This window comes from Trichocoleus sp. FACHB-90, from assembly GCF_014695505.1.
Classification (GTDB): domain Bacteria; phylum Cyanobacteriota; class Cyanobacteriia; order Cyanobacteriales; family FACHB-T130; genus Funiculus; species Funiculus sociatus.
Genome location: NZ_JACJOK010000095.1, coordinates 1 through 25,473, shown reverse-complemented (window position 1 = coordinate 25,473; position 25,473 = coordinate 1). Strand labels below are relative to the sequence as shown.

Genomic DNA, 25,473 nt, shown 5'->3' with positions numbered 1-25,473 from the left:
ACCCAGTCTGGGGCTGCTTTTTTACTGCATCTACTTAATCACAATCAATCCCAGAATTCAAGCCCCGCAACAAATGTCACTTCTTATACCTATTCTGTTTCTGCTATTTTGATTAGCCATTTTTAACATTTTTACATAACAAGTTCGGTAGAGCCAGAATTCTTAACTCCTCACTTTTCTCAATTACCTGTTTTTAACTTGCTCTTTTAACAGAGCCGTCAGCATACAGTTCCAACGGCACCAATTCGACTTTTCCGTTTACTTTGACTTTAGAGTAGACAATTCTTACAAAGGGAGCTTGGTTTTGGTTGTAGCGAGACATATAAACCTCCTCGCAAAAATTGATTCTTTGATTCTTTTAACTCAACTGATTAGCTTTTATCTTTAGACCTACTTCCTTTATACAAAAAGTCTTTTAAAGATTCCGAAAACAGGACAGAATTTTCGATTAAGATTCTGTAAAACCTTTAAAGTGGTGGAAGTAGAGTCGGACAATCTAAATCCTTATAAATCTAAAATAAATCCGCCAGTCTATCCTGTCATTAACCCTCTGGCTTAAGTCCGCAGATACAGGGGAACGCTTACACCTGTACTCGATATCTGCAAAAAGGTAAGCGGCTGAACTGATTATCAAAAGACTTGCATTAGCGCGATGCTAACCAGTAAAAGAACCAGATTCCCACCAGGTTAGCAACAAGATCAGACAAAGTGGAGGTGCGAAGGGGTGAAAGCATCTGCAAACTCTCATCCACAATAGCAAAGATGGTAACGAGAATTGGGCCAAGTGGCAGGGTAATTGCCAAAGGCCAAGTTTTAATCATGCGCTTACCGAGAGATTTATGAGCTAAGTAAGAGGCAATTCCTAATAAGATAAAGTGTCCAATTGTGTCATAGAAGGGAATTGCTGAGATTTTGACAGGGAGAATGCCCCGATAAGCTAAGACAATAATTGTTAGCAGAATAAGGAAGTAAAGGCAAAAAGCCAAAATCCAGCGTTGAGTTGATTTCATTCCCATTCCTTGAGAAGGTAATATAGCTAAGTGAGTAGCCCGGGCATCACGAGAGCGACAGGTAATATTTAGGATTGCTATAGAAATATCTACATCACAAAAAAAGAGCGTTCCAGAAGTAACGCTCTTTTTGGTCATGGTTCATGGCTTATTGCCATGAACTATCGTGTATTTGTTAGGCGTGGCGATTGACTTCTTCTTGCAGCCAGGAATCGACAGGTTGCCCATCTCGACGGCGCAGTTCAATTTCGATAGCGATCGCTTCTATCGCTCCCGGCGCTGCTGGTTTCTGATGGAAAATGATATCGTAGGCTGCGGGATCTTCATTCCGTTCCTTCAACCAATCCTGCACTTTCATCGTGGCAAAAAAAGCTTGCCCGTCCTGAAACATCCGGCTAACTTGCATTTGTATTGTGTAGGGATTAATTCGTGCCATAGATTTCTGCCTTTCTAAATTGGGTTAAGTGGTAAGAGGGGGAAGGGTATAACAATCTTTTAACTCAGGATTCAGTTTTGATGCCAATGAGTAGATAAGTGGTCATTTCTCCCTTTCCTTTGATTTGGATAGAACCTCGCTCCTGTAAGTGATACTTATCGTGTAAGCACTCTTTAGTTGCAGCAGTTAGTTGAATAGACCCAGGCTTACCGTGAGATTCCATGCGGCTAGCGATATTAACAGTGTCTCCCCATAGATCGTAGATAAATTTTTTCAGACCGATTACTCCCGCCACAACTGGCCCAGTGTTGATGCCAATGCGGATGCTGAAGTTTAAACCATTGGCGATATTGAATCGGGTAATTTCATTTTGCATATCAAGAGCCATTTGCGCGATCGCTTCCGCATGATCCTCTCGCGGCGTGGGTAAACCACCAACAACCATATAAGCGTCGCCAATTGTCTTGATTTTCTCCAACCCATGCTGTTCAGCCAATTGGTCAAAAGCTGAGAAAATTTGGTTGAGCAAGTTTACCAGTTCTACAGGCGATGTCTGAGCAGCTAGCTGGGTAAAGCCAACGATATCAGCAAATAACACCGTTACCTCAGCGAAGTTGTCCGCAATAGTACGCTGTTCTTTTTTCAACCGCTCTGCGATCGCTTGCGGTAAGATATTTTGCAGCAGTCGCTCAGCCTTTTCCTGTTCCGCTGTTAAATCTTTTAAAGACGACTCTAAAGCTTCTAGCATCCAGTTAATTGTCCGCGCCAAAATCGATAACTCATCTTTGCCAGCGCTTAACACGCGCATGGAAAGATCCCCACTGCTGCCAATACTTTTAACTTCAGTGCTGAGATAAGCGAGGCGCGACAACACCAATTTTTCTAACAGTAATAGAGTTGCACCAGTAAACAAGATACCTACGACCAAGGTTGATATGCCTAAGCTAACCACTAGATAAGTTAGCAGGAATTGGCTTTGTTGATAAAATTCTTTGGGCAGATCCACTCGTAACAGTAGCGCAGGCTTTCCGTAGATATCCCGTAGCAAAACATATCCCACCACCAAACCATCCCTGAGAGGTTTGACGAGAATGGAAGAATCGGACATTTTGGACAAAGCAGAACGCACCGATTGGAAATCAGAAGGCAATTGCGGGTCGTTTACCTGGTACGCAGTGATGGGCAAATGGGTCAATTTACTTAAATATTGAATTTTTTCAGCATCCAAGTATCGCCCTAAAATCAGCGTCCCCCGACTAGACCCTTGACCTTGGCTATTTAGAATCGGCCCCGCTGCGATCGCCATTGGGCCATCTGGGAGGAGAACTATCCCGGTGAAGCGCTGCTGTTGCTGGGGATTTTGTAGCAGGTAACGATTAGCCGCCAGGTATGTTTGGACGTTTTTGGGAATAGGTACTACCTGGCGCTGCTTTAAGTCGAAGCTGCGACCGATAACTAACTCACCTTTGGAATTGATAAACAGTATCAAGTTGGATTTGAGTGGTCGCAAGGAAAAATCGTTCAGATTTTGCTCGATATAGAGGCTGTTGCCATCCTTAATAAAGTTATAGGTGTCATCCCACACCGCCCATTGATCGTTCAAGGCGCTGAAATCGCTAAGGTAGTTAGAGAGGGCATCTTGAACTCGTTGAGCGTTCCGGTAAGCCTCCCGTTCTTGCAATTTGGCGAAGCCGTTCACCAAGATGGTTGAGGAGGTGACATACAAAACCCCAATCAAACTTACAACGGTCACGCCAATCGCCAGCAGTGTTTTCTCGCGCAGTTTCATGCACCTAAATGAGCGGTCAGCTATGCGGGTACTGACGCGCTACATCCACAACATAACTTAAACCGGAGAAAATTCTCTAATCTAAGACTTGCTTAAGGCTGAGTGGAATTGTGTCTGAGCGTTTTTAAAGATATATAATCCGGTAATTTCCCCTTATATCTTTTTGACCTTCTCGTAGCTAAATAATGACAATATATAGGTTTGGTTGAGGTAGGAAACCCAACTATTCTTTTACATGGGTTGAGTTTCGCTTACCCTCAATGCAACTTACTATAAGCCGAGATACACAACTTCTTTAATAAGTCGGGTATCTGAAGCGCTGGCACCTCACAACTCAAATCGGATTGCTATACTGCTTCAATTGCTTATTAAAATGCAGATGTTTGTGTTGCTTTAGTCACAGCTTTTAGATAACAAAATAAATCGCTTAGACGCTGCATAACGCTAAGGTAAAGACTAGAAGAGAAGATTTTGTAAGGTGGGAAAAAGCCCACCCTACGGGACTTATTGCAAACCTTCAAGAAGCTGGGTGCGTGCTGTTTCTAAGGCTTCTTTCAGCTTACTTGGAGCGCGTCCGCCAGCTTGCGCTAAGTTGGGTCGTCCGCCGCCACCGCCGCCGCAAATTTTCGCGATCGCGCCGATAAATTTGCCAGCTTGCAATCCTTTTTTATTGACATCTGGGCTAAAATGTGCCACAAAACTTACTTTGTCTGGTTCGGGAATTGATGCTAAGAATACGGCACCATTGCCCAATTTTTGCAGCAATCTTTCAGCCGCAGTTTTTAGGGATTCTGCGTCAACTTCTCCCAATTCGGCAACTAGAATTTTGAAATCGCCGACTGTTTGGGCTGTGCTGAGTAATTGGTCGGATTTAGCAAAGGCGAGTTCTGCTTTTAATCCTTCTAATTGCTTTTGGGAGGCTTTGAGTTCGTTCTGGAGGTTGGTAATTCTGTCGGGGATTTCTTCAGGTTTGACTTTAAAGCGATCGCTTAACTCTTTAACCACTTTATCCCGGACATTCAAGTATTCCAGAACTGCTGGCCCGGCGACAGCTTCAATTCGTCGGATACCTGATGCTACTCCCGCCTCGGAGACTATTTTAAATAGCCCAATTTCAGCGGTATTACTCACATGAGTACCGCCGCACAATTCCATAGAAACGCCGGAAATATCTAATACCCGCACCTCATCGCCATATTTTTCCCCAAACATCGCGATCGCGCCTTTTGCTTTTGCCTCAGCTATGGGCAATACTTCAGTATGGGCGTGGTGTGCTTCTGCAATCCAAGTATTAATCTGTTCCTCGATTTGTTGCAACTCTTCTGGTGTCACGGGACGAGGACAGTTAAAGTCAAAGCGCAGCCTGTCGAAAGCCACCAAAGAACCAGCCTGAGAAATTTCGTCATCGACAAACTTTTTCAAAGCTGATTGTAATAGGTGAGTTGCTGTGTGGTGCGCTTGAACGCGACGACGACAAGCTAAGTCAATTTGGGCGGTAACGGTATCTTCTAACCGCAGCGTACCCCGTTCGATGCGACCGAAGTGGACAAAGAAATCGGATTCTTTTTTGACATCTTCAACTCGTACCAAAACTGAATCGCCGGAAATGTAACCGCGATCGCCTATTTGTCCCCCTGATTCTGCATAGAATGGGGTTTGATCGAGGATTATTTGTACGCTTGTTCCCGCTTCCGCCGCTTCCACAGAGAAACCCTCTACAAGTATTGCTTCTACCTGGGATTGGCTGACGGGTTGGGTATAACCGAGAAATTCAGTAGAGTGGATATCCTCAGCTAATTTATCGAGAGAACCTTGTACGGTTAAATCGATAGTTTCGTGGGCTGATTGCGATCGCGTTTGCTGTTGTTCCATCGCTACATTGAAACCTTCCACGTCTACGGTAATTCCTTCTTCTTCAGCAACTTCTTGAGTTAGTTCTAAGGGGAAGCCGTAGGTGTCGTAGAGGGTAAAAGCACTTTCACCGCTAATTTCGGTTTTTCCTTCTTTCTTAACTTGCTGGATAATTTCCTCCAGCAGTTTTTCGCCTCTTTCCAGAGTTTTGAGAAAGCGGGTTTCTTCTCGTTGCAATTCAGCTTTAATTTGTGCTTCTCGGATACGGACGTTGGGGTATGCAGATTCGGAAAGCGCGATCGCAGTCTCTGCCACTTTCGTTGTAAACTCACCTTCAATGCCAATCAGCCGCCCGTGACGTACTACGCGCCGAATTAATCGCCGTAAAATATAACCCCGTCCAATATTCGAGGCGCGGATTTCATCAGCTATCATGTGGACAACTGCCCGGACGTGATCGCCAATTACCTTCAGAGAAACTTTGGTTTTCTCCTCGCTGCTGGCGTAGTCAATTCCGGCAATTTGGGCTGCTGTTTTGATAATTGGGAAAATCAGGTCTGTTTCGTAGTTATTCGGAACTTTTTGGAGGATTTGCGCCATCCGTTCCAGTCCCATTCCGGTGTCGATATTCTTATTAGCAAGCGGTGTTAAATTACCTTCTGTATCCCGGTTGTACTGCATGAACACCAAGTTATAAAACTCGATGAACCGAGTATCATCCTCTAGATTGATGTGTTCGTCGCCGCGTTCCGGGTGGAAGTCATAGTATATTTCTGAACAGGGGCCGCAAGGGCCAGTAGGGCCAGATACCCAGAAGTTATCATCTTCTCCCAGACGCTGGATGCGCTGTGGCGAAACGCCAATTTTATCCCGCCAGATGGCAAATGCTTCGTCATCTTCCCGGAAGACACTCACTACAAGGCGTTCTGGGGGTAAGCCAAAGACTTGTGTTGACAGTTCCCAACCCCAGGCGATCGCTTGTTCTTTGAAATAATCCCCAAAGCTGAAATTTCCCAGCATCTCAAAAAATGTGTGATGTCGGGCGGTGCGTCCTACGTTTTCGATATCGTTGGTGCGGATGCACTTTTGCGAGGTGGTGGCGCGGGGAAATTCGGGCGATCGCTGTCCCAAAAATATTGGCTTAAATGGCAGCATCCCAGCGATCGTCAGCAGTACGGTGGGATCTTCTGGTACCAGAGAAGCACTCGGCAAAATTTGATGTCCACGAGAAGCGTAGAAGTCGAGGAATTTTTGCCGAATTTCACTACCGCTAAGGAACTGGGGAAAAGAAGACATGGGAGTTTACAAGGGATTGTCGGTCAACGTGTTATCTATTTTTACATTTGTTTATGCCTTGTTGCATCACCTCCAGCCTTAGAGTAGCAATCCTAGTAAAAGTTGCAATTGTTTAATGGTTAACTGCAATTGGTAAAAATACATCAAGTTTGGTAAATTCAGCAGATCCTCCAGTGAAGGGGATGTTAATTTAATAGTGGACACCAGGAAGTGAGAGATAAAGAGGAGGAAGATGAAACGAATGGGCGACATAGGCGCGGTGTCCCCGGTCTGTGACCCAAGTGCAGCAGTAACCCACCAAGCATAGATGGTAGTGGCAAACGCCTTTAGAAGGCAACGCCAAACCAGGGTCTAAGAAGAGACGACCATGCGGGAAAAGTGAGAGGTGAAGCTGCCTAATTGTCCACCCTAGTAGTTGATGTTTAATTTTTGAAAAAACTAACTCTTTCGTTTTAACGGGCTTAGTCGCACTTGACTAAGCCCAAAAATTTTTTATAGGGGTTTTTAATAGGTTCATCGCTTAAGATAGATTTCTTTCTATTCATCCAGCGGTAGGATAAAGGTTTGAAAATAACCGCAATTATTTGGGATTAATCGATGGCACTTAAAGTAAAAGTTCCCACTATCGTCTGTAATGGCTGTGCAGAAACGATTACCGAAACTATCCAGACTATGGAACCTGATGCCAAGGTGGAAGTGGATGTACAAGCCAAGACGGTGACAGTGGAAGCTGAAGCTTCTGAAGAGACAATTAAACAAGCGATCGTGGCGACAGGTCACACTGTTGAAGGTTATCAATAACCTTACGAAGCAACGCTTGCATTAATTATCAGCCAGTTAGGTGATGCCCTAGCTGGCTTTTATGTTTATTAAAAATTAATACAAACTACACCTCATCTGGGTAGAACTAGAGTAAGCAATTACGCCTAAGTTCCTCTGGAATTATCAGATGATTTCTTCTGGTGGATCTAGCTGTTTGCCTCATCGCACGAAAAATTTTATCTCTAGCGGATGGCACAGGCGGGGTGAAGTACAGATATAGAAGCGCGATCGCGTTTCCCTTACCGGGTGCATCCCAGTTTTGCAAAAATACCAGGCGATTGGAAATCGCAGCTACACAAACAAAGTCCGCCTGCGCGGACTCAATTGGGCCTGGGTCGGCAGGCTTCGTTTGTGGAGCATCGAGACTTCCAGTCTGTGGGCGATTTACAAATACGGGATGCTCCCTCCCTTACCAGCATTCACCTGAACACTGGCAATAAACAGCTATCATCTGCCAGCATAAATATAAAGGCTCTGCTTACAAGCGCTTCAAGAACCTGGGGCTGTGGCGGTTTTTCTGTGAAGATTTCAGAAAGTTGCCCGTCAGCAGTGGAATCGTCATCTTGAAGACTTGTAGTATCCAAATGTAACAAAATGTAAAAGAAGTGTTAAGGATAAGGTTACAGTCTGGTCGTGCTACCTGGTTAAAGTGTATAACCTCAAAAATAATTGGCTGCACTTGTCCCACAATATGCACGCTTATCTAGTATCAGGGTCTTTTGCCTGTTCGTTTCTGTCGTTGCTCTAATTATCTCTAGTGGTTAAAGTTCCCACAATTTGTCAGCAGGAACAGCGCCCTGATTCTCCAAGTATACCTACGCTAATGGATGCTTTTGTTCTGGTCGTTGGAGGTGATGCCTTTATTGCCACATTTCTCAAGCGGATTAGCGATTTAACCGCTCTCCGGGTGGAGGCACTCTCTCAGATGGATGAGGTAATGCCGATGCTTGATAACCGGCTGCCTCATCTTGTAATTGTGCAGGCAAGCTTTGAAGGCAGTCTGGAATTATGTTGTCAGATAAAACAACAAACTCAGGTTTCCGGAATTTACTGCATCCTTGTAGAAGATCGTCCCCAGATTACCCGTGAACGGACTCTCTGGGATCGACAAGGGGAAATGGCACTTTCTTGCGAAGCTTTGGAAAAGGGGGCAGATGCTTATTTGCAAATTGCTCCTGTTAGAAAAAAAAGTGCAGCCCTTGTACAAAAAGAGATGCAGTTGCAAAATCGCTTGCTGGTGGCGCAAATTCAGGCGGGATTACGGAAGGTGCAAAACTATCGCCAGCTGATGCGAACTAACGATTTATTATCAACAATGGCGCTGGCTGACCCTTTGACGGAATTAAATAATCGTCGCGCCTTAGAATGGGAGTTGCCCCGACAAGTTCAAAATGCTCGTACTCGCTTACGTCCGCTAAGCTTGGTAATTTTAGATGTGGACTTTTTCAAGTCTATTAATGATAACTACGGACATTTGGTAGGCGATCGCGTTCTCCAACTTCTCTCCGCCCGTCTGCTGCACAATTTGCGCTTTCAAGACACTCTCTTCCGCTACGGGGGTGAGGAATTTGTCGTTATTCTCAGCAACACAGATGCCCAAGAAGCTCCTATGGTAGCTCACCGCTTGCGTCGTCTGATCGGCGACCAACCTTTCAGTATTAATCCCACAACGGCGCTGAATATTACTATCAGTTTGGGATCAAGCACTCTCAATGACGCGGACGATCCTAAAGGTGTGAGTTTGCTGCAACGCGCCGACGAAAATCTGTTGCAAGCTAAATCTGATGGTCGCAACCGAGTTGTGAGTGAGTGAAGTGTATTTTACTCACTACTGGCTGGTGCTGAGCTGGGTATTATTTAATTTTGAAAACTTGTTAAGTAAAAAATATTAGCAGATATTTCTTCCTTATCGACTTCAGTATATCAGAAAAATATAGTCAAGTCTAGCGGGTTAGAAAAGAAATTTTAGTAATTAGTTATTAACAACAGACAACTAATTACTAACAATATATTGCCCAATTACCTGATAGCAATCTTCCACTGAGGCGCGTTCTTCCATTGCAGCTACCAACGCTTGGTAAGCCTGAGAGTTTTCCTCAAGCAAAGTACGTGCTTGTAAAGCACTGGCACGCTCTTTTTGCTCTTGGTTGCTGACGGGAATTCCCAACTGTGTCAAAGCATATCTGATTTTCTGGCGATCTTCCGCGCCTCCCTCTGCACTTCCATAAACTATAGTTTCGGCGGCGATACCAGCCATCCAGACGGTGCAGAAGCGATCTAGGATAACTTGCATTTCCCAAGGTGAGGGGAAGTCTTGCTGCAATTTGTGGGTATCAAATGTCACTCCTCCAAGTCCGGAAATTCCTTGTCGGAAGGTTTCCCAGGCGCTGAGGGTGTAACCTGTGATCGGAATTTCGAGTAAGTAAGCGACGAGGAAGTGTCCGGCTTCGTGGCGCAGGATGCGATCGCGATGTTGGGGATTTTTCCCGGCTAACAAATCCAAAAAGATTGTACCAGCTTTACCTTGGAAGGTGAGGGTGTCGAGGGTGAAGAGTCCCATGATGCCAAAAGTAGCGATCGCGGGGATTGCTGGTGATATGTTAAACATTGGCCCCAGCAGACTAGAAAGCGTAATTGCAAAGACACCAATGGCAATTAAATTTAGGGCGGTTTGCTGCATTTTTTAGGGGCTGGGGACTGGGGAGGAGGGACTAGGAACTGGAAACTGGAGAGTTGGGACTGGGGAGGAGGGACTGGGAACTGGGAACTGGAGAGTTGGGACTGGGGAAGGCTTAGTTAATTGTGATTGCTGAGTGTTTTCGGAATTTTTGGCTTTGTAGAATGTTTCTAGGCTGTGGCTATCGCCGACAAAGCGCCAGTGCCAAGGCTCATAACTAACACCTTGGGGATTATTTTTGGGAAATGATATTTCAAAGCTATAGTATGGCGCATTTTTCACAAGCCACTTGAAGGCAGCTGTATTTTCAAATCTGGGGCTGAGATTTGTTGCCGGAACGTTTCCGTCGCCAATATCTACCGCATAGCCAGTATGATGTTCGCTGTAGCCTGGAGGCGCACTGACTTTAGCTCGTTCGCTAGCTGACTGTCCCCGTTGCGCTTTGGTATCAAAAAATAAGTGCTTCTGCTCATAAATAGAGCGGAAACCGGAAATTGGAACTATATTAACACCCGACGCTCGTGCTGCTGCTACCATTGCTTGAAATTGTTTAGCAGCAGCTTTACGCATTTTCAGGCGACCATTAAATGAAATTGGTTGCAGGTCTGAGGCGGGTGCTTCCGGGTAGGAAAAGTGTCCGAAGATGGTAGCTTGGGCTGTTGCTGTGGGCGTTGGACTGGTTTGAGTGGGATTCGGTTGGGAAGTTGACGCACTCGACTGGGGTGTGGGACGAGGTAAGAAAATACCCACAAGCAAAGCGATCGCTCCTAATCCTAGCAAACCGCCAAGTAATAGTATCGGCTTCAATCGTCGCCGACGTTTAATTTTAGGTGTATCCCGCAACGCCTCTGGAATATCGTCTATCGGCGGTACTGAGGTTTCTGGGGGTTTTCCAGGTATACCCGCGTTATCCAAAACAGCCACTCCTATTAATTTTTAGTGGTTAATTTTTAGAATCACAACAGCAGTGAGACTGAACTTTACTTATATCAACCAAAATCCCGTCTATACAGGAATTTTAAACGCACGTCGGTCTATCAACATCTGTTGTGTATTCCCTTCTTCATCTTTAAGCGTGATGCTTAACATAAATAGAGACTGGCAAAGTAGCATACAGGTGCCAGTCTACTACTATTGTTTACAACTCAGGAAATCATGCCCCCTCTAGTAACTCAGCTTTTAGAACTTTATCTGCGGCTGGGTGGCAGTGTCCTGCTGGGATGGATTTTAGGTCGCCAACTGCCCAAAGTGGTTCCGGCATATTTAGGCAAATTTCTCTTTTGGATTGGCGTACCGATCAGCATTTTTGCCTTTCTGCGCCACGCCGATTTATCCGGCCCAATTTGGATTGCATCGGTCGCCGCTTGGGTGGCTATTTTCTTCGGCGCTGGCTTAGCTTGGATCTGGATTGTCTTGCAAGGGGGGAAAGAAGGGATTGGAGGCTGGGGACTGGGGGCTGGGGACTGGGGACGGTTGACTGGGGGACAGAATAATGCAGATGTTTCTTCAGAGTCACCTAATCCCCAATCCCTTCTTTGGAGTAAACCAACTCAGGGAAGTTTCCTCTTAGCCTCAATGGTTGGTAACACTGGGTATCTGGGTTATCCGGTGACGCTGGCTTTGGTGGGTTCGCAATACTTTGGCTGGGCATTATTCTACGATTTGCTTGGCACTACGTTAGGGGCTTACGGTTTGGGTGTTGTCTTGGCTGCACGTTTTGGGATGGCGGCGCAAAGTCACTGGAAAATCCTTCAGGCTGTGGTGATTAATCCGGCGTTGTGGAGTTTTGCCTTGGGGTTGATTTTTCGCAACTTGCCGTTATCTAACCCTGTCGAGGAAAGTTTGCGGTTGTGCGGTTGGGGTGCAGTGGCTTTGTCTCTGGTTTTAATTGGAATGCGCCTGAGTCAGCTTTCTGACTGGGATAGTCTGGGGCAGGCTTGGGTCAGTTTGGGGATTAAAATGCTGCTGGTGCCAATGCTGTTGGGTCTTGGATTATTGCTGCTGGGTGTAAGCGGTTCGCCTCTGTTGGTCATTGTTTTACAAATGGCTATGCCTCCAGCGTTTGCTACTCTGATTTTGGCGGAAGCTTACGATCTTGACCGCAATTTGACGGTGACAGCTTTGGCTGTGGGATCTACAGGTCTGCTTTTTACTCTGCCAGTTTGGTTGTTGTTGTTTGGTCGGTAGTTAGTTGTGATTAGTTTAATCAGCCACCTTAACAGGGGTAGTGTGCGGGGTAAGGGGTTAGGGGTGGGGAGGGAAAAAGGCTCAACTTGGAGTAACTCCAATAAAAGATTGAGTGCAAAGTCGATTTCAGCAGCACATTGCCGATAGGTGGATAAAGATTTGCCAACGGGATCGCTAATATCTAAGGAATTTTGCGATCGCACAAATTCTTTGAGGGTGAAAGTTTTGGCGATAATTTCGGGAAATATAGCGATCGCTACATTTTTATGAAACCTCGTCATTGTCAGCACCAAATCTGCCCACTCGATTAGTTCTGGATTTATCCCAACTGGTTCGCGATCGCACTCAATACCGTACTCTAACAACACGGTTACAGCATGGGGTGAAACTGGAAAACTCTTAAATTTATGAAGTCCCGCCGATTGCACCTCAATTTCACACCTTTGCCCCAGTTCCCCAATCTTTTTCCGAAATAGCTCTTCTGCCATCGGGCTGCGACAGGTGTTTCCAGTACAAACAAATAGAACTCGCATCTTAGAAGTGAGTGGAACGATGGTTTATGCCAGTATGCTACGACTGATGCTCCCATCCCCTGACTTGTTAAATAAATCAACTACAAATTATTAGTATAAAAAATATTTTTCTTGAACTCTGTTTTGATATTTTTATATCTGTCAGGAAACCTCAACAATTTTATTGAGAATTATTTTTAATAAATTAACGCATTCACGATGTTTCAGGGCTTGCTTAATTTATTTCATTTTGCTAAGCTAATAAAATTATTTTATAATTCTGATTTTATAATTAATACTATTACCCATAAGGATTGGATTATAACTATAGTAACCTAAAACCCTTGAAATAGCGTAGAAATTGCCGGCTCAAACCGAAAATTTTCCCATAAATTTTTCCGTGTCGAATTAACACCCTCTCAGAGAGGGCTGTTGACAAATACCATTAGTTGTGCAGTAGCCTTTTAAAAGCTAATAGCTACTCGCTAACTGCTAATTGCTGATAATTCGCTGCCAACTCAGCGGGACTAATTTGCTCGTATTTTTCAAAAGGCTGGTGAATCCAAGGGTCGTCTGGGAGATAGTCGGCGTAGTAGTCAGGCGCGATGACCGAGCAAGCTTTCCACCAGATGACGGCGGTACGAATTTCCTCAACATCAGCGGCAAAGTGCTGCTTCAGCCAGGGGATAGTTTCCCGGAGGGTGACACCAGAATCTACCAAGTCATCGACTAAGAGGACTTTGTTGCCTAACTTGGCGGTTGTCATCGTCAGGGTGTGGGAGAAACTAAGAGAACCCCGGACGCGATCGCCTGGGCCACCGTAAGAAGTGATAGCTAAAATCGCCAACGGTTTGCAGTAAATCCGCGATAAAATATCACCCACCCGCAGACCGCCCCTCGCAAGGCAGACAAGCTGGTTAAACTCCCAGTGGGATTGATAAATCTTCACCGCCAACTGTTCAATCTTTTGGTGATAATCTGACCAAGAAACGTAAAGGTCTGCCATGAGGTGTGCGATTTCGATCTAATACTAAGTGGCGAGCCATTTATTTTATTATGAGCGCAAGCCGTTATGAACAATTCTTCCCCCGAAAACTATCCCCAACCAACTCCTGAAAATGACAAGCTGGACTTCAAAACAAAGCTGGCTTATGGTGCAGGGGATTTAGGCCCAGCGATTACTGCCAATATTGCCGTATTTTTCCTGCTAATTTTCTTTACTAATGTTGCTGGTATCCCGGCGGGGTTAGCGGGTAGCATTCTGCTGATTGGGAAAATCTGGGATGCCGTTAACGATCCTTTTGTGGGGGTGTTGACGGACAAAACGAAATCTCGTCGTTGGGGTCGTCGTCTTCCCTGGATATTTTATGGAGCTATTCCTTTTGGAATATTCTTTTTTTTACAGTGGATTGTACCGCGATTTAGCGGCGAACCAACGGTTCAAATGTGGGGGTTGTTTTGGTATTACGTGGCGATTGGGGTTTTGTCTCAGGTGTTTTACACCGTTGTGAATTTACCTTATACCGCACTTACTCCAGAACTAACTCAAGATTACAACGAACGCACCAGTCTTAATAGCTTTCGCTTTACTTTTTCCATTGGCGGTAGTATTTTATCGTTGATTTTAGCGAAAGTTATTTTTGAGAACATTGCTGACCGCCAGCAACAGTATGTCGTTTTAGCGGCAGTTTGTACAGTAATTTCGGTTCTATCATTATACTGGTGCGTTTTCGGAATACGCGATCGCGTTATGTTTTTTGAACGCAGACGCACTGAAACTGAACAACCAGCATCTCTTCCCATTGGCGAACAGCTAAAAATCGTTTTCAGCAACCGTGCTTTTCTCTTTGTTATCGGTATCTATCTTTGTTCCTGGTTAGCTGTACAGTTGACAGCCAGCGTTATTCCCTACTTTGTCGTCAACTGGATGCGCCTCAAAGAATCAGATGTCCCAAGTGTGCTTATTGGGGTTCAAGGTACCGCCCTTTTAATGCTATTTGTCTGGAGTGCTTTGAGTAAGCGATTTGGTAAAAAAGCTGTTTATTTTATGGGAATGAGCGTATGGATAATAGCACAAGCTGGACTATTTTTCTTACAGCCTAATCAAATAGGTTTAATGTACCTTTTAGCGGTAATGGCAGGTTTTGGTATTTCCACAGCTTATCTCATCCCTTGGTCGATGATGCCAGATGTCATAGAACTCGATGAACTACAAACCGGACAACGCCGAGAAGGGATTTTTTATGGTTTCATGGTTTTGCTGCAAAAATTCGGTTTAGCCTTCGGGTTATTTTTAGTGGGAATGGCTTTAGAAACATCTGGCTTTAAAGAAGCTGTTCCAGGACAAAGTATGCTACCAGTACAACCAGATTCGGCACTACAAGCTATCCGCTTTGCTGTTGGCCCTCTACCCATGATTTTTTTGATTGGGGGCTTAGTTTTGGCGTATTTTTATCCGATTACCCGCGAAGTTCACGCAGAAATCTTGCTGAAGCTGAAAGAACGCAAAAAAAGTTAGTAGCTAATTGCTAATAGCTAGTTCCTAGCTGTCGGCTAGGAACTCATTCCAGCCCCCTTACACCCACAAAACTTACAGATAATGTAAGGCGGTCGGCTTAGTTTCCGGCTGGGAATGTCGGAGGCTAGGAAAACGAAATTTTTTTATTTCAACTACTAGACTTTACTCTATTTTCTCTGATATAATGATTTTGATAAGGAAGAAGTATCTCGCAATATTTTATTAAATAAGATTTCTATTATTTAATCTAGGCAGCTCCAAAAGTTAGCTGCGATACAGATTAAAAACTTTTTTAAAACTTTTTAATCCTTGCACTGAGTATCAGCATCATCGATTAAGCTAAAAACTAATCGAAAGATAGCTAATCCCTACAAAATGCCCCAAAATAATCACAACGCGGTTGAATTTGACAACGTTACCTACTCGGTAAACGGACGACCCCTGATATCAAATCTCAGTTTCAGCATCCAGCAAGGTGAGACGCTGGTGTTACTGGGAAGGAGTGGCTGCGGCAAGACCACCACAATGAAGTTAATTAATGCCTTGCTGATGCCAACAAGCGGGGAAGTCAGGGTTGAAGGAATTTCGACCAGAGAATGGAACCCGATTAAGTTGCGGCGGCAAATTGGCTACGTAATTCAAGAAACTGGCTTGTTTCCCCATTTCACCGTAGAACGGAATGTAGGATTAGTGCCTGCGCTGGAGGGATGGAAGAGCGATCGCATCCGCCAAAGAGCCTCCGAACTATTGCACCTAGTTGGCTTAGATCCCCAGAAATTTGCACCCAGATATCCCCACGAACTCTCAGGAGGACAAAGACAGCGCGTAGGCGTAGCACGCGCCTTAGCAGCAGATCCGCCAATTTTGCTAATGGATGAACCCTTCGGCGCACTAGATCCCGTCACCAGGTTGGAAATTCAGCGCGAAGTACGTCAATTGCAACAGCAACTGAGTAAAACAATTGTCTTTGTCACTCATGACATTCAAGAAGCATTTATTTTAGCTTCCAGAATTGGTTTAATGCACGAAGGACGCTTAGTAGTGCTGGGTACCCCAAGTGAATTTTTGCAATCAGAAGCAGAGGAAGTTCGCGCCTACACTCAATGTTTGCAAGCTGGAAACCCAATTTTGGCTAATGGCTAATTGGTGAATAATACCCATTATCTATTACCAGGCTTAAAATAATGAATTTGAATAATTTTTTCAACTTGTATGGTGCTGAACTCTTTCAGTACACGCGGGAACATTTGTTCTTGGTAGGAGTTTCTATTGGGATTGCTATTTTGTTGGGAATTCCGCTGGGAATTTTGTGTACTCGCACCAAATTCCATCAACTAATTTTAGGCTTTGCCAACGTCATGCAAACAATTCCCAGCCTGGCACTGTTTGGCTTTCTCATCCCGCTGCCATTGCTAGGAGGAATTGGTGCGCGTCCAGCAATTGTTGCCCTTGTACTATATTCCCTACTACCGATTATTCGCAACACTTACACAGGTATTATTAAAGTAGATCCAGCCATCCGCGAAGCTGGTAGAGGCATGGGAATGACAGATTGGCAACTATTATTTCAAGTTGAGTTGCCGCTGGCTTTAGGCTTTATTTTAGCAGGTGTGCGGGTGGCAACAGTAATTTGTATTGGTGTGGCGACAATTGCCGCTGTAATTGGTGCTGGTGGACTAGGACAATTTATTTTCCGAGGTGTGGCAATTTTAGATAATAATTTGATTTTGGCGGGTGCGATTCCGGCGGCTTTGATGGCGTTGCTGGCAGATTTTATATTAGGATTGGTTGAGAATGTTTTAACTATAAAAAAATGATTTTTTCAACGCAAAGGTCGAAACAGAGGTACTTATTAGATGCTAATTTTTAATTCTTATCTCTGCGTTCATTGGCGTTCATTGGCGTTGAAATAACGATTATGAAGCGATTTCTGTCTATAATTTGTCTGTTAGCGATCGCAGGTTGCAGCCATAACTCGAATCGGCGCATCGTCGTCGCCTCAAAGAATTTTACTGAGCAAATTATCCTGGGTGAACTTTTGGCGCAAGCAATTGAAGCCAAGACAGATTTGCAAGTTGATCGCCGTCTCTATTTGGGCGGTACGTTTGTTTGTCATCAAGCTCTAATTTCTGGACAAATTGATGCTTATGTAGAATATACTGGCACTGCCCTTACTTCGGTGCTGAAAGAAAAACCAAAGAGCGATCCGAAGGCTGTCTACAATCGAGTCCAACAAGCATATAACCAGCAGTACAATCTGGAATGGACTCCGCCTCTGGGTTTTAATAACACTTTTGCTATGATTGTCCGCAGCGAAGATGCCAAAGCGTTAAATATTCAAACTCTCTCTCAAGCTGCTAAGTTTACACCCAAGTGGCGGGCTGCTTTTGGCTTTGAGTTTAGCGAACGCCCAGATGGGTTTCCGGGTTTAGCCAAAACTTATGGGATAAAGTTAGCACAACCGCCTCTGGTGATGGATTTGGGGCTAATGTACCAGTCAATAAAACAAAAGCAGGTGGATTTAGTTGCTGGTAATTCCACTGATGGACTCATCGACAGCTTGAATCTGGTGGTGCTGGAGGATGACAAAAACTATTTTCCGCCTTACGAAGCTGCGCCAGTGGTACGGCAGGAAGCATTAGCACAACACCCGGAGTTACGTCAAGCTCTGCAACAACTGGGGGGACTAATTTCTGAGAAAGAGATGCGAAGGCTGAATTACCTCGTGGATGGGGAACGCCGGGATGTGAAACAAGTTGTGCGGGAATTTTTGCGATCGCAGGGTTTGTCAAAGAACAGTAACAAATAGATGGGGTAAAAGCTGAAAATATAGAAATGCGTTTGTTACTATAAACAGGGTTTTTGCAAGGGCAACGGTACGCATACATCAAAAAATTTCAGCAGTTGCGTCAAACTATTTAAAAGAGTTCAAGAGACAGAAGCTGATGATAATTGAGAAGGATGAACTGCTGGAGCGATATGCCGCAGGGGAACGGAATTTTAGAGGGGGAGACTTAATTGGAACTTCCCTAAAAGGCACAAATTTAAGCGGAGCCAACTTTCATGAGGGTTCTCTGAGTGAGGTGGATCTCAGTGGAGCGAATCTCAGCGAAACTGGTTTCATGGAAGCATCCCTGAGTGGGGCGAATTTGAGTGGAGCGAATCTGGATGGGGCAGATTTGAGCGGAGCGAATTTGTTTCAGGCAAATCTCAGAGGCGCAAACTTGACAGGGGCAAACTTGAAAATGGCAGATTTGACGGAAGCAGATTTAACTGGGGCAAATCTAGAAGGGGCAAATCTTTGGGGTGCGTTCTTAACGGGCGCTAAATTAAACGATGCCAATCTACCCAAAAATGTATCTCCGTAAATTTACTGACGAATCGGAATTTTGATGATAAACTCGGTTCCCTGTTCTGGTGCAGAAATGCACTCGATTTTGCCATTGTGTTTTTCAACGATGATTTGATAACTGATTGACAACCCCAAACCTGTGCCTTTGCCTGTGGGTTTCGTGGTATAAAAGGCTTCAAAAATCCGACAGCGTACTTCTTCAGTCATCCCAGGGCCATTGTCGATAATCCGAATCGCCACTTGATTGTCGTCTGGCACTTCGGTAGAAATCCGAATTGTTGGGAATGGGGACTGGGGGCTGGGGACTGGGGACTGGGATGAGGATTGGGAATTAGGGGCTGAACAGGGGGACTGGTGACTGAGGAATGGGGAATGGGAATCCTCGCAATTGCCTGTTACTGCTTCCAAAGCGTCAATCGCATTCGAGATGAGATTCATAAACACTTGGTTAAGGAGCCCGGCGTAACACTCTACTACTGGCAACTCGCCGTATTCTTTAACAACGTTAATCCCTGAATATCCGCCTCTAGCTTTTAATCGACTGTGGAGAATCAGCAGCGTACTGTCAATGCCTTCGTGAATATCAACTGTCCGCATCTGCGGTTCGTCAATCCGGGAGAAGTTTCGCAGCGAGTGGACAATTTGCTGGATGCGATCGCTACCCATTTGCATCGAAGACAGAGTTTTGGGAAAATCTGAAATTAGGAAATTTAGATCGATAGCCTCGACTTCTTCTTTAATTTCTGGCACTGGTTGAGGATAATGTTTCCCGTAGAGCTGTAGCAGATTTAACAGATCCTGGGCATATTGATTTGCATAGCTGAGATTGTTGCAAACGAAGTTGACTGGATTGTTAATTTCATGGGCAACACCAGCAACTAACTGCCCTAAATTTGAAAGTTTTTCGTTCTGAATCAGAAGGCTCTGAGTTTCCTGAAGTTCGCACAGGGTAAGCTGAAGTTGAGTGGCTTGTTCTCGGAATTTTGCTTCTGATGCCTTTAGGTTCGCCTGGGCTAATTTTCGCCCTGTAATGTCGGTGACGAACCCTTCACAGAAAAGTAATTTACCATCCTTGTCGCTTACTGCCCTCGCATTCTCAGAAATCCAAATAATGCTGCCATCTTGGCGATAAATCTGAGATTCAAACTCACTCACATACTCGCGTTCTTGGAGTAAACTCAGAAATTCGTCACGACGAGTTGCATCTACATACAGCTTGTGCTTGATGTCGGTAAGACTTTCTATCAGTTCCTCTGGTGAAGCATAACCGTAAATCTTAGCCAGCGCTGGGTTAGCACTGATGTAACGTCCGTCTGGTGTTGTCTGGAATATCCCCTCGACGGCGTTCTCAAAAATGCTGCGATACTTTTCCTCAGCTTGCCGCAGCGCCTCTTCTACTAAACGGCGTTCAGCAATTTGATTTGCCAATTCTCGATTAGCCTGCTGTAATTGCATAGTTCGCTTGAGGAGGCTTTTCTGGATTTTTCTCCAACGCTCTACCCAAGTGGGAACATCAGCTGACGAATTGTCACGGCATAGGAACATAGCAGGTCTTTAGAGATGAGTGGCCCCACACCCCAGTATCTGTCTCTACGGGAAAATACGGAGTGATGCTTCTCTCTTGAATCATGTGATTTTTAATGTCATCATTTTGTGATATACATCAGCTTGTTTGGTGACATAAATCGCTGAAATTACCGAGACAATTGCTGTAACTGGGAGCAGCGTTTTTCAGTAAATAGTGATGTGGGGAGCAAAAATAGTTTTGAAAACCTTTAGTCTCGCTGGCGCGATCGCAATTCTGGCTCTCGCTGTCGATATAGCGGCTCTAGCTGCCCGCTTGACAAATTGGCGATTTGACCCATCCCTAAATCAGTTGGAAGTGACTGTGGATGAGGGAACGACACCGCGCTATTTCCTACTAACTCAACCGCCTCGGATTGTTCTAGATTTACCCGATACCGAGTTGGGAAGTGTGGAAACTCAACAATCTTATACAGGACTGGTGCGGCAAATTCGGGTGTCCCGCTTTCAGGCTGGTGTCACCCGAATTGTCATGGATCTGTCGCCAGAGGTGGTGTTGACACCGCAACAGGTGCAACTGCAACAGGTGGGAGGCGATGCCCTACAAGGGCGGCCCCTAGAAGGGGTTCGCTGGGTGTTGCGTCCCCTAATTTCTGGAGTTCAAACCGCAGCGCCTGAAGGCAGCACGCTTCCCCCTGCTAACTTTTTCGGAAGCGATCGCGCTGGTGTGGTGAGCGTACCGCCTCTGAACCCTACAAGCACCGGAGCTAACTTGCCAACCGGAACGCTGCCCCCAGCGAGATTTTCGCCTAATAGTAACGTCTCAGTCAGCGTTCCTCCCCTGCAACGGGAGACAGCACCAACACCAGTAATAGAGTCTCAACCTTCTGTCACCAGAGTGGTTGAATTTGGTCAACCCTTGCCAACACCGAAAATCGCCTCACCTGTGCGCGAAAATAGAGCAGAAGAGTCCTCACTACCATCGCTAGAAATTGATGCAGCGGCACCTGTAGAGAGGCGATTGGCGTATGTCAACCCAAATGTGATGTTGCCTTCTGGAAGCGAGCTGATTTTAAGATATCCGGGAGATAAGATATTAAAATTGCAGGCTGGTTCCTCAAGGCAGGAGGTGTTGCTGCTACAGGAAGAAATACTCGACAAAGCTGGGAATATAATTCTCCCAACAGGCACACAGGTAATTGGGCGCTTTGAGAGCGACCGGAGTGGCAGTCGCTTCATTGCCCAAGCCATTTCTCTCGGCGGACGTAACATTCGCCTAACAGCGCGATCGCCACTTTTGCGACGCGCTCGACAGGTTCCCGAAAACAGTATCGTACCAAATCAAATCCTACAAGTTAAGTTAACCAAGGATTTGCGATAAAGTTGGATTTTTTTGCTAATGGCAATTAAAAATTAGCCATTAGCCATTAGCCATTAACCTTCTAGAATTTGTTTGTTTCCGGTGCTGCTGGGCCTGCTCCCGGCTGATTCAGGAAGAAGTTTTTAGCGCCATCGTTCTGATAGATGCAGCGGATATCCGGCGTACCCTCTAAAGCGCCTGTGTAGCCAAAGGTGTTCATCCGGTTCTTACAATCCCGCACCTGTTCCGATGTCACCAAATTTCTTTGCTCCAGAATAGACCAGTTATTGCTACGCAAGACACAACCGGGACGCATATTCGGCTGAGAAACATAGACATTGAAGGGATTCAGCGTTACATAGACGCGGGTATCCATGACCATAGCACTAGCTCCATACTGTACGCAAAGCTCAGGATTTGGTGCAGCGCGGTCAATAAAATCGCGAGATGCCACGTTTTCTGGAGTAAACGTCGCTGTGGAGCTAAAGCCAATCCCCACCCCAATTCCCAAAATAAACACGCCAGCAATGATGGCGATGGAAGTGTAATTGAAAGGGGATGATTTAGAAGCTTTAGGGGCAGTATAGGGGTCAGAGGTAGGGTATTTAGATTTACGTTTCATCGTCGGTTAGGTAATTTTACCAAACTTAGTAGGGAGCGATCGCACTGTTCTTCTCCTAGTATGACTAGGGATGCAAGGATGAGGTATTACTCCTCATCTTCCTGGTTTCTGCTTTCCCTCAACAGTTGGGAATAAGCATGGGCGACATCTTTCATAGTTTGATACTCTTGTTTAAGCCGTTGGTACTGCGAATCAAAAGCCATCTGCGAGACTTGAAGACTATCCGGATTATATTCAGCAACTTGAACTCCGATTAAAGCTTCTCTAATTAAGCGAACATATATTTTTTGTAACTGTTCGGCTTTTGAAAGCAATTTTTCTACCTGTTTTAATGCTCTGTCATAAGTATCGATTTGGACTGAATATACATCGGAAGTTGATACTAAATTTGCCAAATTATTAATCTTACTATATTGCTCCTCAAGCGCTGACATCTCCGGCTCTATTTGCCAATGTTCTTTAATAATAGGAGCCAATTCTTTTATAGTAGTTAGCTTGGGATCGTTGGTTTTGGATATGGGAGCAATTGCCTGCACATCCTTCAGCTCGTGCCAGGAATAAATGTACTCAACATCACCATTTTGCGTCAGTCTGGGAAAGACTACTTGCACTCGATTCTCCCGCCGAACCATCAAAGGAATTCCATAATTTTTTAGAGGTAGATTGGGATATTTTTGTTCAGCACCTTTCACCAAAACCACAAGGCTACTTTTAATTTGTTTAATTTTGGTTCTACGTTGCTCACTAATAATGTAAGCAAGTGCCAAAATTAAGAATATGAAAAAGATTATCAGAAGTCTTGTCATCAGTGCGATCGCTCCAGTGGTTACTTTCCCTGAGAGTAGGCGTTGTTTTATTTTTACCGATTTTGCCCTTGGTTGACGAGTGGGGATTGGGGATTGGGGATTGGGGATTGGGGATTGGGGATTGGGAATTGGGGATTGGGGATTGGGAAGAGGAAAAAGTCTTACCTAGTCTCTACTCCCTACTGCCTAGTCCCCAGTCCCCAGCCCCCAGTCCCTAGTCCCTAGTCAGTTGAGCGCTTGAGAAATGTAAAGTAGAAATTAAGAAACTCTCTCAATTGGCTGGCATCTGTGAAATCACAAGCGTCCCATAATTTGGGCAAAACCTTTAAAAGCTCCCAGTTTCAAACCCTGATCGCCGACACTCTCACCGTATTTTGGGGGGATTGGTTAGATTTACGGGTTAGGATTCTGCCTGTGGCGGCATCTGGACTCGTATCGCCTCTAATATACATTCTGGCTTTTGGCTTAGGGCTGGGTAGTTCCATCAAGCCTGGTGCAGGAATTAGCAGCAACTACAATAACTACTTAGAATTTATGCTGCCGGGGATGGTGGCGCTATCATCAATGGTGATTAGCTTCACTGGTACAACGTTTTCCATTTGTGGAGAACGCCTCTACACAAAGACGTTTGAGGAAATGCTGCTGGTTCCCGTACATCCTCTAGCTTTGCACTTGGGAAAAATGCTGGCGGGAGTGGTGCGGGGGTTGTTGACGGCGGGTGCTGTAATTGTGGTGGCGGTGCTATTTACCGGAAAAATTTGGAGTTTTTTGAACCCGTTGTTTCTGCTATTGGTGGTGCTGAATTGCGCTGTATTTGCCGGGTTGGGTGTGATTGTCGGGTTAAGCGTGCGATCGCTTGAAGCTGTCGGTCTGTACAATAACTTTTTAATCATCCCCATGTCGTTTTTGGGAGCGACTTTTTTCGATCCTGCTACTCTCCCCGCAGCCCTGAAGGTAATTGTCTATTTCCTACCCTTAACTTATACCAGCATTGGCTTACGCGCTGCTGCCTATTTCCCAGTGTCCCAGTTTCCTTGGTACGCGATACCAGTTTTGCTGGTGGCTGCGATCGCGCTTTCCTTTGTCGGTGCTTATCAATTTGCTCACCAACAAGATTAATAGTAGGGTGAAGCGATCGCCTCAAGGATGGTTTACTGTAGCTTATTCATCTCTACGATTTAGCGCTCTTACAGTCTGAGGCTCCTGTGACACAATCAGTTGCGGATCGCTTTGAAGGGCGTTATTAGAGTTATCCGGATGTTGTATTTTAGCAGTGCGGGGAAGGAAGGCTTGCGGCGCATACCAATTTTCCCCTTGAGCGATCGCTTGCTGTGAGTTGTTAATGTCATCAGCACTGCTGGAGTTTGTAGCCAATTCAGCAAGGGTAGCGATCGCGCCATTTTCCCACACCGCGTGCGACCCATCTATCATCCGATCGGAGTTGTTGATCCCCTTGACGTAGCTTTGCGTTCTGCCAAGCGTTCCCACATCGGTAATGGAATAAAAAGATATTACCGTTGCTGCTGCCACGGTTCCAAGAGTAATCAACGCGGCGGCTGCGGTATTTACTGAGAGTTGTTTAATAAACATTGAGTCGCACCCTTCAATTGCTCTAGCAAAGAGCTATGTGTGCAAATTCTCCCTTAGTTCCATGCTTCAAAGCTTCAGTAAATATACTGATTTTTAAGTAAAGCCTATTTGTATTAGTTGTATTTTTTTAGTTTTCTTTGTTGTATTTGTTTAGCTATTTCAAGCAATTAAACGCTTGCACAAAGTGACATATTAGTATAAATAAAACAAAAATTAGTTGTCCAAAAGAAGCGATCGCGCTTTCCTTCGTCGATGCTTATTCAATTCCCTCATCAGCTAGATTAAATTTTGAACTGCCAAAATACTAAGAATTTCCAGAAGAGGATTTAATTGCGCGATCACTCTGTTGAGTCAGCCTCTACCTCAACCTAGTCGCTACCTGGACTCGGCTAGTGGAGTGCCATCTTTGGTCTCTCCAGATATCAAAAACATCATTATTTCGACTATCAACTCGATGACATCCCATCCAATGGTTGTCATCTCTGGCTCGTAAAAATGTTGCAGCCTTCACTCGAATATCATTATGCCATGTATTATCATCAGCTTTCCATACCTGGAAACAATGATGATTTATGCTATCAAGTTTGCAAAATCTCATCCAATGGTTGTCATCCATACCTTGCAACATTAAGGCTTTCTGAGCAACAATTTCGCCATTTTCAATCCCAACTTTAACAGATTTAATTTCCGCAAAAGCCGCATTAGCTGTGTCTTGAGCCGCATTGGTTTTAGAATGAACTGATTTGGCTGCTTTTTGGGATTTTGCTACTATATTTTCAAGGTTTTCATTGTTAGCTTGAAGCTCTGCTTTAGTAGCTTTAAGCTCCGCTTTCAGAGTTTGTATTTCTGTCTGAGCCGCCTGAAGTTCTGCTTTAAAATTTGCGTGAGAAACTTGCAACTCTCTCAATATTTGTAGTTCTGTTTGAAACTGTTCGCGTGTTCGTTCTAATTCTGCGATCGCGCTTTCGTAATACCCTAGCGGCGTTTTCCAGTCTCCAGCACCAGCTTTATAGCAGCCCTAAATGAGTTGTGCAATCAAACCCCTACAGGTAAAATAAAAATAAAAGCTAGGAAAGAGATACTTGCAGATGTTAGTGGAAGATAAAGAAAATTGGGTAGCA

The 25,473-nt window shown here is 44.9% G+C and carries 25 protein-coding genes; 11 read left to right on the top strand and 14 right to left on the bottom strand.

The features are described 5' to 3' along the window. Positions 1 to 193 precede the first annotated feature (193 nt). From H6F74_RS30775 to alaS, 5 genes are all read right to left on the bottom strand, one after another. Positions 194 to 322 carry a hypothetical protein gene (locus H6F74_RS30775; RefSeq protein WP_277875884.1) on the bottom strand — a complete coding sequence of 43 codons (129 nt, stop codon included), beginning with the start codon at positions 320 to 322 and terminating at the stop codon, positions 194 to 196. A gap of 322 nt (positions 323 to 644) precedes the next feature. Beyond that, a complete protein-coding gene (locus H6F74_RS27735) occupies positions 645 to 1,148 on the bottom strand; it encodes a VanZ family protein (protein ID WP_206756365.1) in 504 nt (167 codons plus the stop codon). 37 nt (positions 1,149 to 1,185) lie between these two features. After that, complete coding sequence (locus H6F74_RS27730) at positions 1,186 to 1,446, bottom strand: hypothetical protein (RefSeq protein ID WP_190445329.1); 261 nt, start codon at positions 1,444 to 1,446, stop codon at positions 1,186 to 1,188. 64 nt (positions 1,447 to 1,510) lie between these two features. Continuing rightward, entirely contained in the window at positions 1,511 to 3,235 is a 1,725-nt protein-coding gene (locus tag H6F74_RS27725) for an adenylate/guanylate cyclase domain-containing protein (protein ID WP_190445328.1), read from the bottom strand. A 504-nt stretch (positions 3,236 to 3,739) separates the two neighbouring features. Then, positions 3,740 to 6,382: an alanine--tRNA ligase gene (gene alaS, locus H6F74_RS27720; RefSeq protein WP_190445327.1), complete on the bottom strand. Its 2,643-nt coding sequence runs from the start codon at positions 6,380 to 6,382 to the stop codon at positions 3,740 to 3,742. Positions 6,383 to 6,979: 597 nt separating this feature from the next. On the opposite strand from alaS, the gene H6F74_RS27715 reads away from it, so the two are divergent. Continuing rightward, positions 6,980 to 7,183 (top strand): heavy-metal-associated domain-containing protein, encoded by a 204-nt coding sequence (locus H6F74_RS27715; protein ID WP_190445326.1) that lies wholly within the window; start codon positions 6,980 to 6,982, stop codon positions 7,181 to 7,183. Between the two features lie 844 nt (positions 7,184 to 8,027). After that, a complete protein-coding gene (locus tag H6F74_RS27710; RefSeq protein WP_190445325.1) occupies positions 8,028 to 9,017 on the top strand; it encodes a diguanylate cyclase in 990 nt (329 codons plus the stop codon). A 180-nt stretch (positions 9,018 to 9,197) separates the two neighbouring features. Here H6F74_RS27710 and H6F74_RS27705 read toward each other — a convergent pair whose 3' ends face one another. Then, complete coding sequence (locus tag H6F74_RS27705) at positions 9,198 to 9,884, bottom strand: ATP-dependent Zn protease (RefSeq protein WP_190445324.1); 687 nt, start codon at positions 9,882 to 9,884, stop codon at positions 9,198 to 9,200. Between the two features lie 3 nt (positions 9,885 to 9,887). Next, positions 9,888 to 10,796: a M15 family metallopeptidase gene (locus H6F74_RS27700; protein WP_190445332.1), complete on the bottom strand. Its 909-nt coding sequence runs from the start codon at positions 10,794 to 10,796 to the stop codon at positions 9,888 to 9,890. Between the two features lie 240 nt (positions 10,797 to 11,036). Here H6F74_RS27700 and H6F74_RS27695 point away from each other — a divergent pair, with 240 nt between their 5' ends. Then, entirely contained in the window at positions 11,037 to 12,068 is a 1,032-nt protein-coding gene (locus H6F74_RS27695) for an AEC family transporter (protein ID WP_190445323.1), read from the top strand. Here H6F74_RS27695 and H6F74_RS27690 read toward each other — a convergent pair. Beyond that, on the bottom strand, positions 11,969 to 12,601 hold the full coding sequence (locus H6F74_RS27690; RefSeq protein ID WP_190445322.1) for a low molecular weight protein arginine phosphatase: 633 nt from the start codon (positions 12,599 to 12,601) through the stop codon (positions 11,969 to 11,971). The genes H6F74_RS27695 and H6F74_RS27690 overlap by 100 nt on opposite strands. Before the next feature lie 457 nt (positions 12,602 to 13,058). After that, complete coding sequence (locus H6F74_RS27685) at positions 13,059 to 13,586, bottom strand: phosphoribosyltransferase (protein WP_190445321.1); 528 nt, start codon at positions 13,584 to 13,586, stop codon at positions 13,059 to 13,061. A gap of 66 nt (positions 13,587 to 13,652) precedes the next feature. On the opposite strand from H6F74_RS27685, the gene H6F74_RS27680 reads away from it, so the two are divergent. The 5 genes from H6F74_RS27680 to H6F74_RS27660 all read left to right on the top strand — a co-directional run bounded on the left by H6F74_RS27680 (position 13,653) and on the right by H6F74_RS27660 (position 18,466). Next, positions 13,653 to 15,098 carry an MFS transporter gene (locus H6F74_RS27680; protein WP_190445320.1) on the top strand — a complete coding sequence of 482 codons (1,446 nt, stop codon included), beginning with the start codon at positions 13,653 to 13,655 and terminating at the stop codon, positions 15,096 to 15,098. A 375-nt stretch (positions 15,099 to 15,473) separates the two neighbouring features. Further along, positions 15,474 to 16,241, top strand: coding sequence for an ATP-binding cassette domain-containing protein (locus H6F74_RS27675; RefSeq protein ID WP_190445319.1), 768 nt, complete (start codon positions 15,474 to 15,476; stop codon positions 16,239 to 16,241). A 41-nt stretch (positions 16,242 to 16,282) separates the two neighbouring features. Further along, on the top strand, positions 16,283 to 16,915 hold the full coding sequence (locus H6F74_RS27670; RefSeq protein ID WP_190445318.1) for an ABC transporter permease: 633 nt from the start codon (positions 16,283 to 16,285) through the stop codon (positions 16,913 to 16,915). Between the two features lie 101 nt (positions 16,916 to 17,016). After that, the gene (locus tag H6F74_RS27665; RefSeq protein WP_190445317.1) at positions 17,017 to 17,907 is read left to right on the top strand and encodes a glycine betaine ABC transporter substrate-binding protein; all 891 of its coding nucleotides are present in this window, start codon (positions 17,017 to 17,019) and stop codon (positions 17,905 to 17,907) included. Between the two features lie 142 nt (positions 17,908 to 18,049). Next, positions 18,050 to 18,466, top strand: coding sequence for a pentapeptide repeat-containing protein (locus tag H6F74_RS27660; RefSeq protein ID WP_190445331.1), 417 nt, complete (start codon positions 18,050 to 18,052; stop codon positions 18,464 to 18,466). A gap of 2 nt (positions 18,467 to 18,468) precedes the next feature. On the opposite strand, the gene H6F74_RS27655 is transcribed toward H6F74_RS27660, so the two are convergent. Beyond that, a complete protein-coding gene (locus H6F74_RS27655; RefSeq protein ID WP_190445316.1) occupies positions 18,469 to 19,995 on the bottom strand; it encodes an ATP-binding protein in 1,527 nt (508 codons plus the stop codon). 220 nt (positions 19,996 to 20,215) lie between these two features. On the opposite strand from H6F74_RS27655, the gene H6F74_RS27650 reads away from it, so the two are divergent. Continuing rightward, the gene (locus H6F74_RS27650) at positions 20,216 to 21,355 is read left to right on the top strand and encodes an AMIN domain-containing protein (RefSeq protein WP_190445315.1); all 1,140 of its coding nucleotides are present in this window, start codon (positions 20,216 to 20,218) and stop codon (positions 21,353 to 21,355) included. 61 nt (positions 21,356 to 21,416) lie between these two features. Here H6F74_RS27650 and H6F74_RS27645 read toward each other — a convergent pair whose 3' ends face one another. Together H6F74_RS27645 and H6F74_RS27640 are read right to left on the bottom strand one after the other, a co-directional pair. Next, the gene (locus tag H6F74_RS27645) at positions 21,417 to 21,956 is read right to left on the bottom strand and encodes a DUF3172 domain-containing protein (protein WP_190445314.1); all 540 of its coding nucleotides are present in this window, start codon (positions 21,954 to 21,956) and stop codon (positions 21,417 to 21,419) included. Between the two features lie 86 nt (positions 21,957 to 22,042). Then, on the bottom strand, positions 22,043 to 22,762 hold the full coding sequence (locus H6F74_RS27640) for a hypothetical protein (protein WP_190445313.1): 720 nt from the start codon (positions 22,760 to 22,762) through the stop codon (positions 22,043 to 22,045). On the opposite strand from H6F74_RS27640, the gene H6F74_RS27635 reads away from it, so the two are divergent. After that, positions 22,756 to 22,980, top strand: a complete 225-nt coding sequence (locus H6F74_RS27635) for a hypothetical protein (RefSeq protein WP_190445312.1) — start codon at positions 22,756 to 22,758, stop codon at positions 22,978 to 22,980. The genes H6F74_RS27640 and H6F74_RS27635 overlap by 7 nt on opposite strands. Before the next feature lie 70 nt (positions 22,981 to 23,050). Continuing rightward, on the top strand, positions 23,051 to 23,881 hold the full coding sequence (locus H6F74_RS27630) for an ABC transporter permease (RefSeq protein ID WP_190445311.1): 831 nt from the start codon (positions 23,051 to 23,053) through the stop codon (positions 23,879 to 23,881). 42 nt (positions 23,882 to 23,923) lie between these two features. Here the strand turns inward: H6F74_RS27630 and H6F74_RS27625 are convergent, their stop codons facing one another. Further along, positions 23,924 to 24,352 (bottom strand): hypothetical protein, encoded by a 429-nt coding sequence (locus H6F74_RS27625; protein ID WP_190445310.1) that lies wholly within the window; start codon positions 24,350 to 24,352, stop codon positions 23,924 to 23,926. A gap of 358 nt (positions 24,353 to 24,710) precedes the next feature. Continuing rightward, the gene (locus tag H6F74_RS27620) at positions 24,711 to 25,259 is read right to left on the bottom strand and encodes a hypothetical protein (RefSeq protein WP_190445309.1); all 549 of its coding nucleotides are present in this window, start codon (positions 25,257 to 25,259) and stop codon (positions 24,711 to 24,713) included. Positions 25,260 to 25,473: the final 214 nt, after the last annotated feature.

What these genes read in the sequence shown, in the direction of transcription:
- H6F74_RS27665 (WP_190445317.1), top strand. Translation starts at nt 17,017, where the DNA reads ATGAAGCGATTTCTGTCTATAATTTGTCTGTTAGCGATCGCAGGTTGC.
- H6F74_RS27680 (WP_190445320.1), top strand. Translation starts at nt 13,653, where the DNA reads ATGAACAATTCTTCCCCCGAAAACTATCCCCAACCAACTCCTGAAAAT.
- H6F74_RS27690 (WP_190445322.1), bottom strand. Translation starts at nt 12,601, where the DNA reads ATGCGAGTTCTATTTGTTTGTACTGGAAACACCTGTCGCAGCCCGATG.
- H6F74_RS30775 (WP_277875884.1), bottom strand. Translation starts at nt 322, where the DNA reads ATGTCTCGCTACAACCAAAACCAAGCTCCCTTTGTAAGAATTGTCTAC.
- H6F74_RS27725 (WP_190445328.1), bottom strand. Translation starts at nt 3,235, where the DNA reads ATGAAACTGCGCGAGAAAACACTGCTGGCGATTGGCGTGACCGTTGTA.
- H6F74_RS27695 (WP_190445323.1), top strand. Translation starts at nt 11,037, where the DNA reads ATGCCCCCTCTAGTAACTCAGCTTTTAGAACTTTATCTGCGGCTGGGT.
- H6F74_RS27625 (WP_190445310.1), bottom strand. Translation starts at nt 24,352, where the DNA reads ATGTTTATTAAACAACTCTCAGTAAATACCGCAGCCGCCGCGTTGATT.
- H6F74_RS27640 (WP_190445313.1), bottom strand. Translation starts at nt 22,762, where the DNA reads ATGACAAGACTTCTGATAATCTTTTTCATATTCTTAATTTTGGCACTT.
- H6F74_RS27685 (WP_190445321.1), bottom strand. Translation starts at nt 13,586, where the DNA reads ATGGCAGACCTTTACGTTTCTTGGTCAGATTATCACCAAAAGATTGAA.
- H6F74_RS27655 (WP_190445316.1), bottom strand. Translation starts at nt 19,995, where the DNA reads ATGTTCCTATGCCGTGACAATTCGTCAGCTGATGTTCCCACTTGGGTA.
- H6F74_RS27670 (WP_190445318.1), top strand. Translation starts at nt 16,283, where the DNA reads ATGAATTTGAATAATTTTTTCAACTTGTATGGTGCTGAACTCTTTCAG.
- H6F74_RS27710 (WP_190445325.1), top strand. Translation starts at nt 8,028, where the DNA reads ATGGATGCTTTTGTTCTGGTCGTTGGAGGTGATGCCTTTATTGCCACA.
- H6F74_RS27715 (WP_190445326.1), top strand. Translation starts at nt 6,980, where the DNA reads ATGGCACTTAAAGTAAAAGTTCCCACTATCGTCTGTAATGGCTGTGCA.
- H6F74_RS27705 (WP_190445324.1), bottom strand. Translation starts at nt 9,884, where the DNA reads ATGCAGCAAACCGCCCTAAATTTAATTGCCATTGGTGTCTTTGCAATT.
- alaS (WP_190445327.1), bottom strand. Translation starts at nt 6,382, where the DNA reads ATGTCTTCTTTTCCCCAGTTCCTTAGCGGTAGTGAAATTCGGCAAAAA.
- H6F74_RS27735 (WP_206756365.1), bottom strand. Translation starts at nt 1,148, where the DNA reads ATGACCAAAAAGAGCGTTACTTCTGGAACGCTCTTTTTTTGTGATGTA.
- H6F74_RS27730 (WP_190445329.1), bottom strand. Translation starts at nt 1,446, where the DNA reads ATGGCACGAATTAATCCCTACACAATACAAATGCAAGTTAGCCGGATG.
- H6F74_RS27645 (WP_190445314.1), bottom strand. Translation starts at nt 21,956, where the DNA reads ATGAAACGTAAATCTAAATACCCTACCTCTGACCCCTATACTGCCCCT.
- H6F74_RS27675 (WP_190445319.1), top strand. Translation starts at nt 15,474, where the DNA reads ATGCCCCAAAATAATCACAACGCGGTTGAATTTGACAACGTTACCTAC.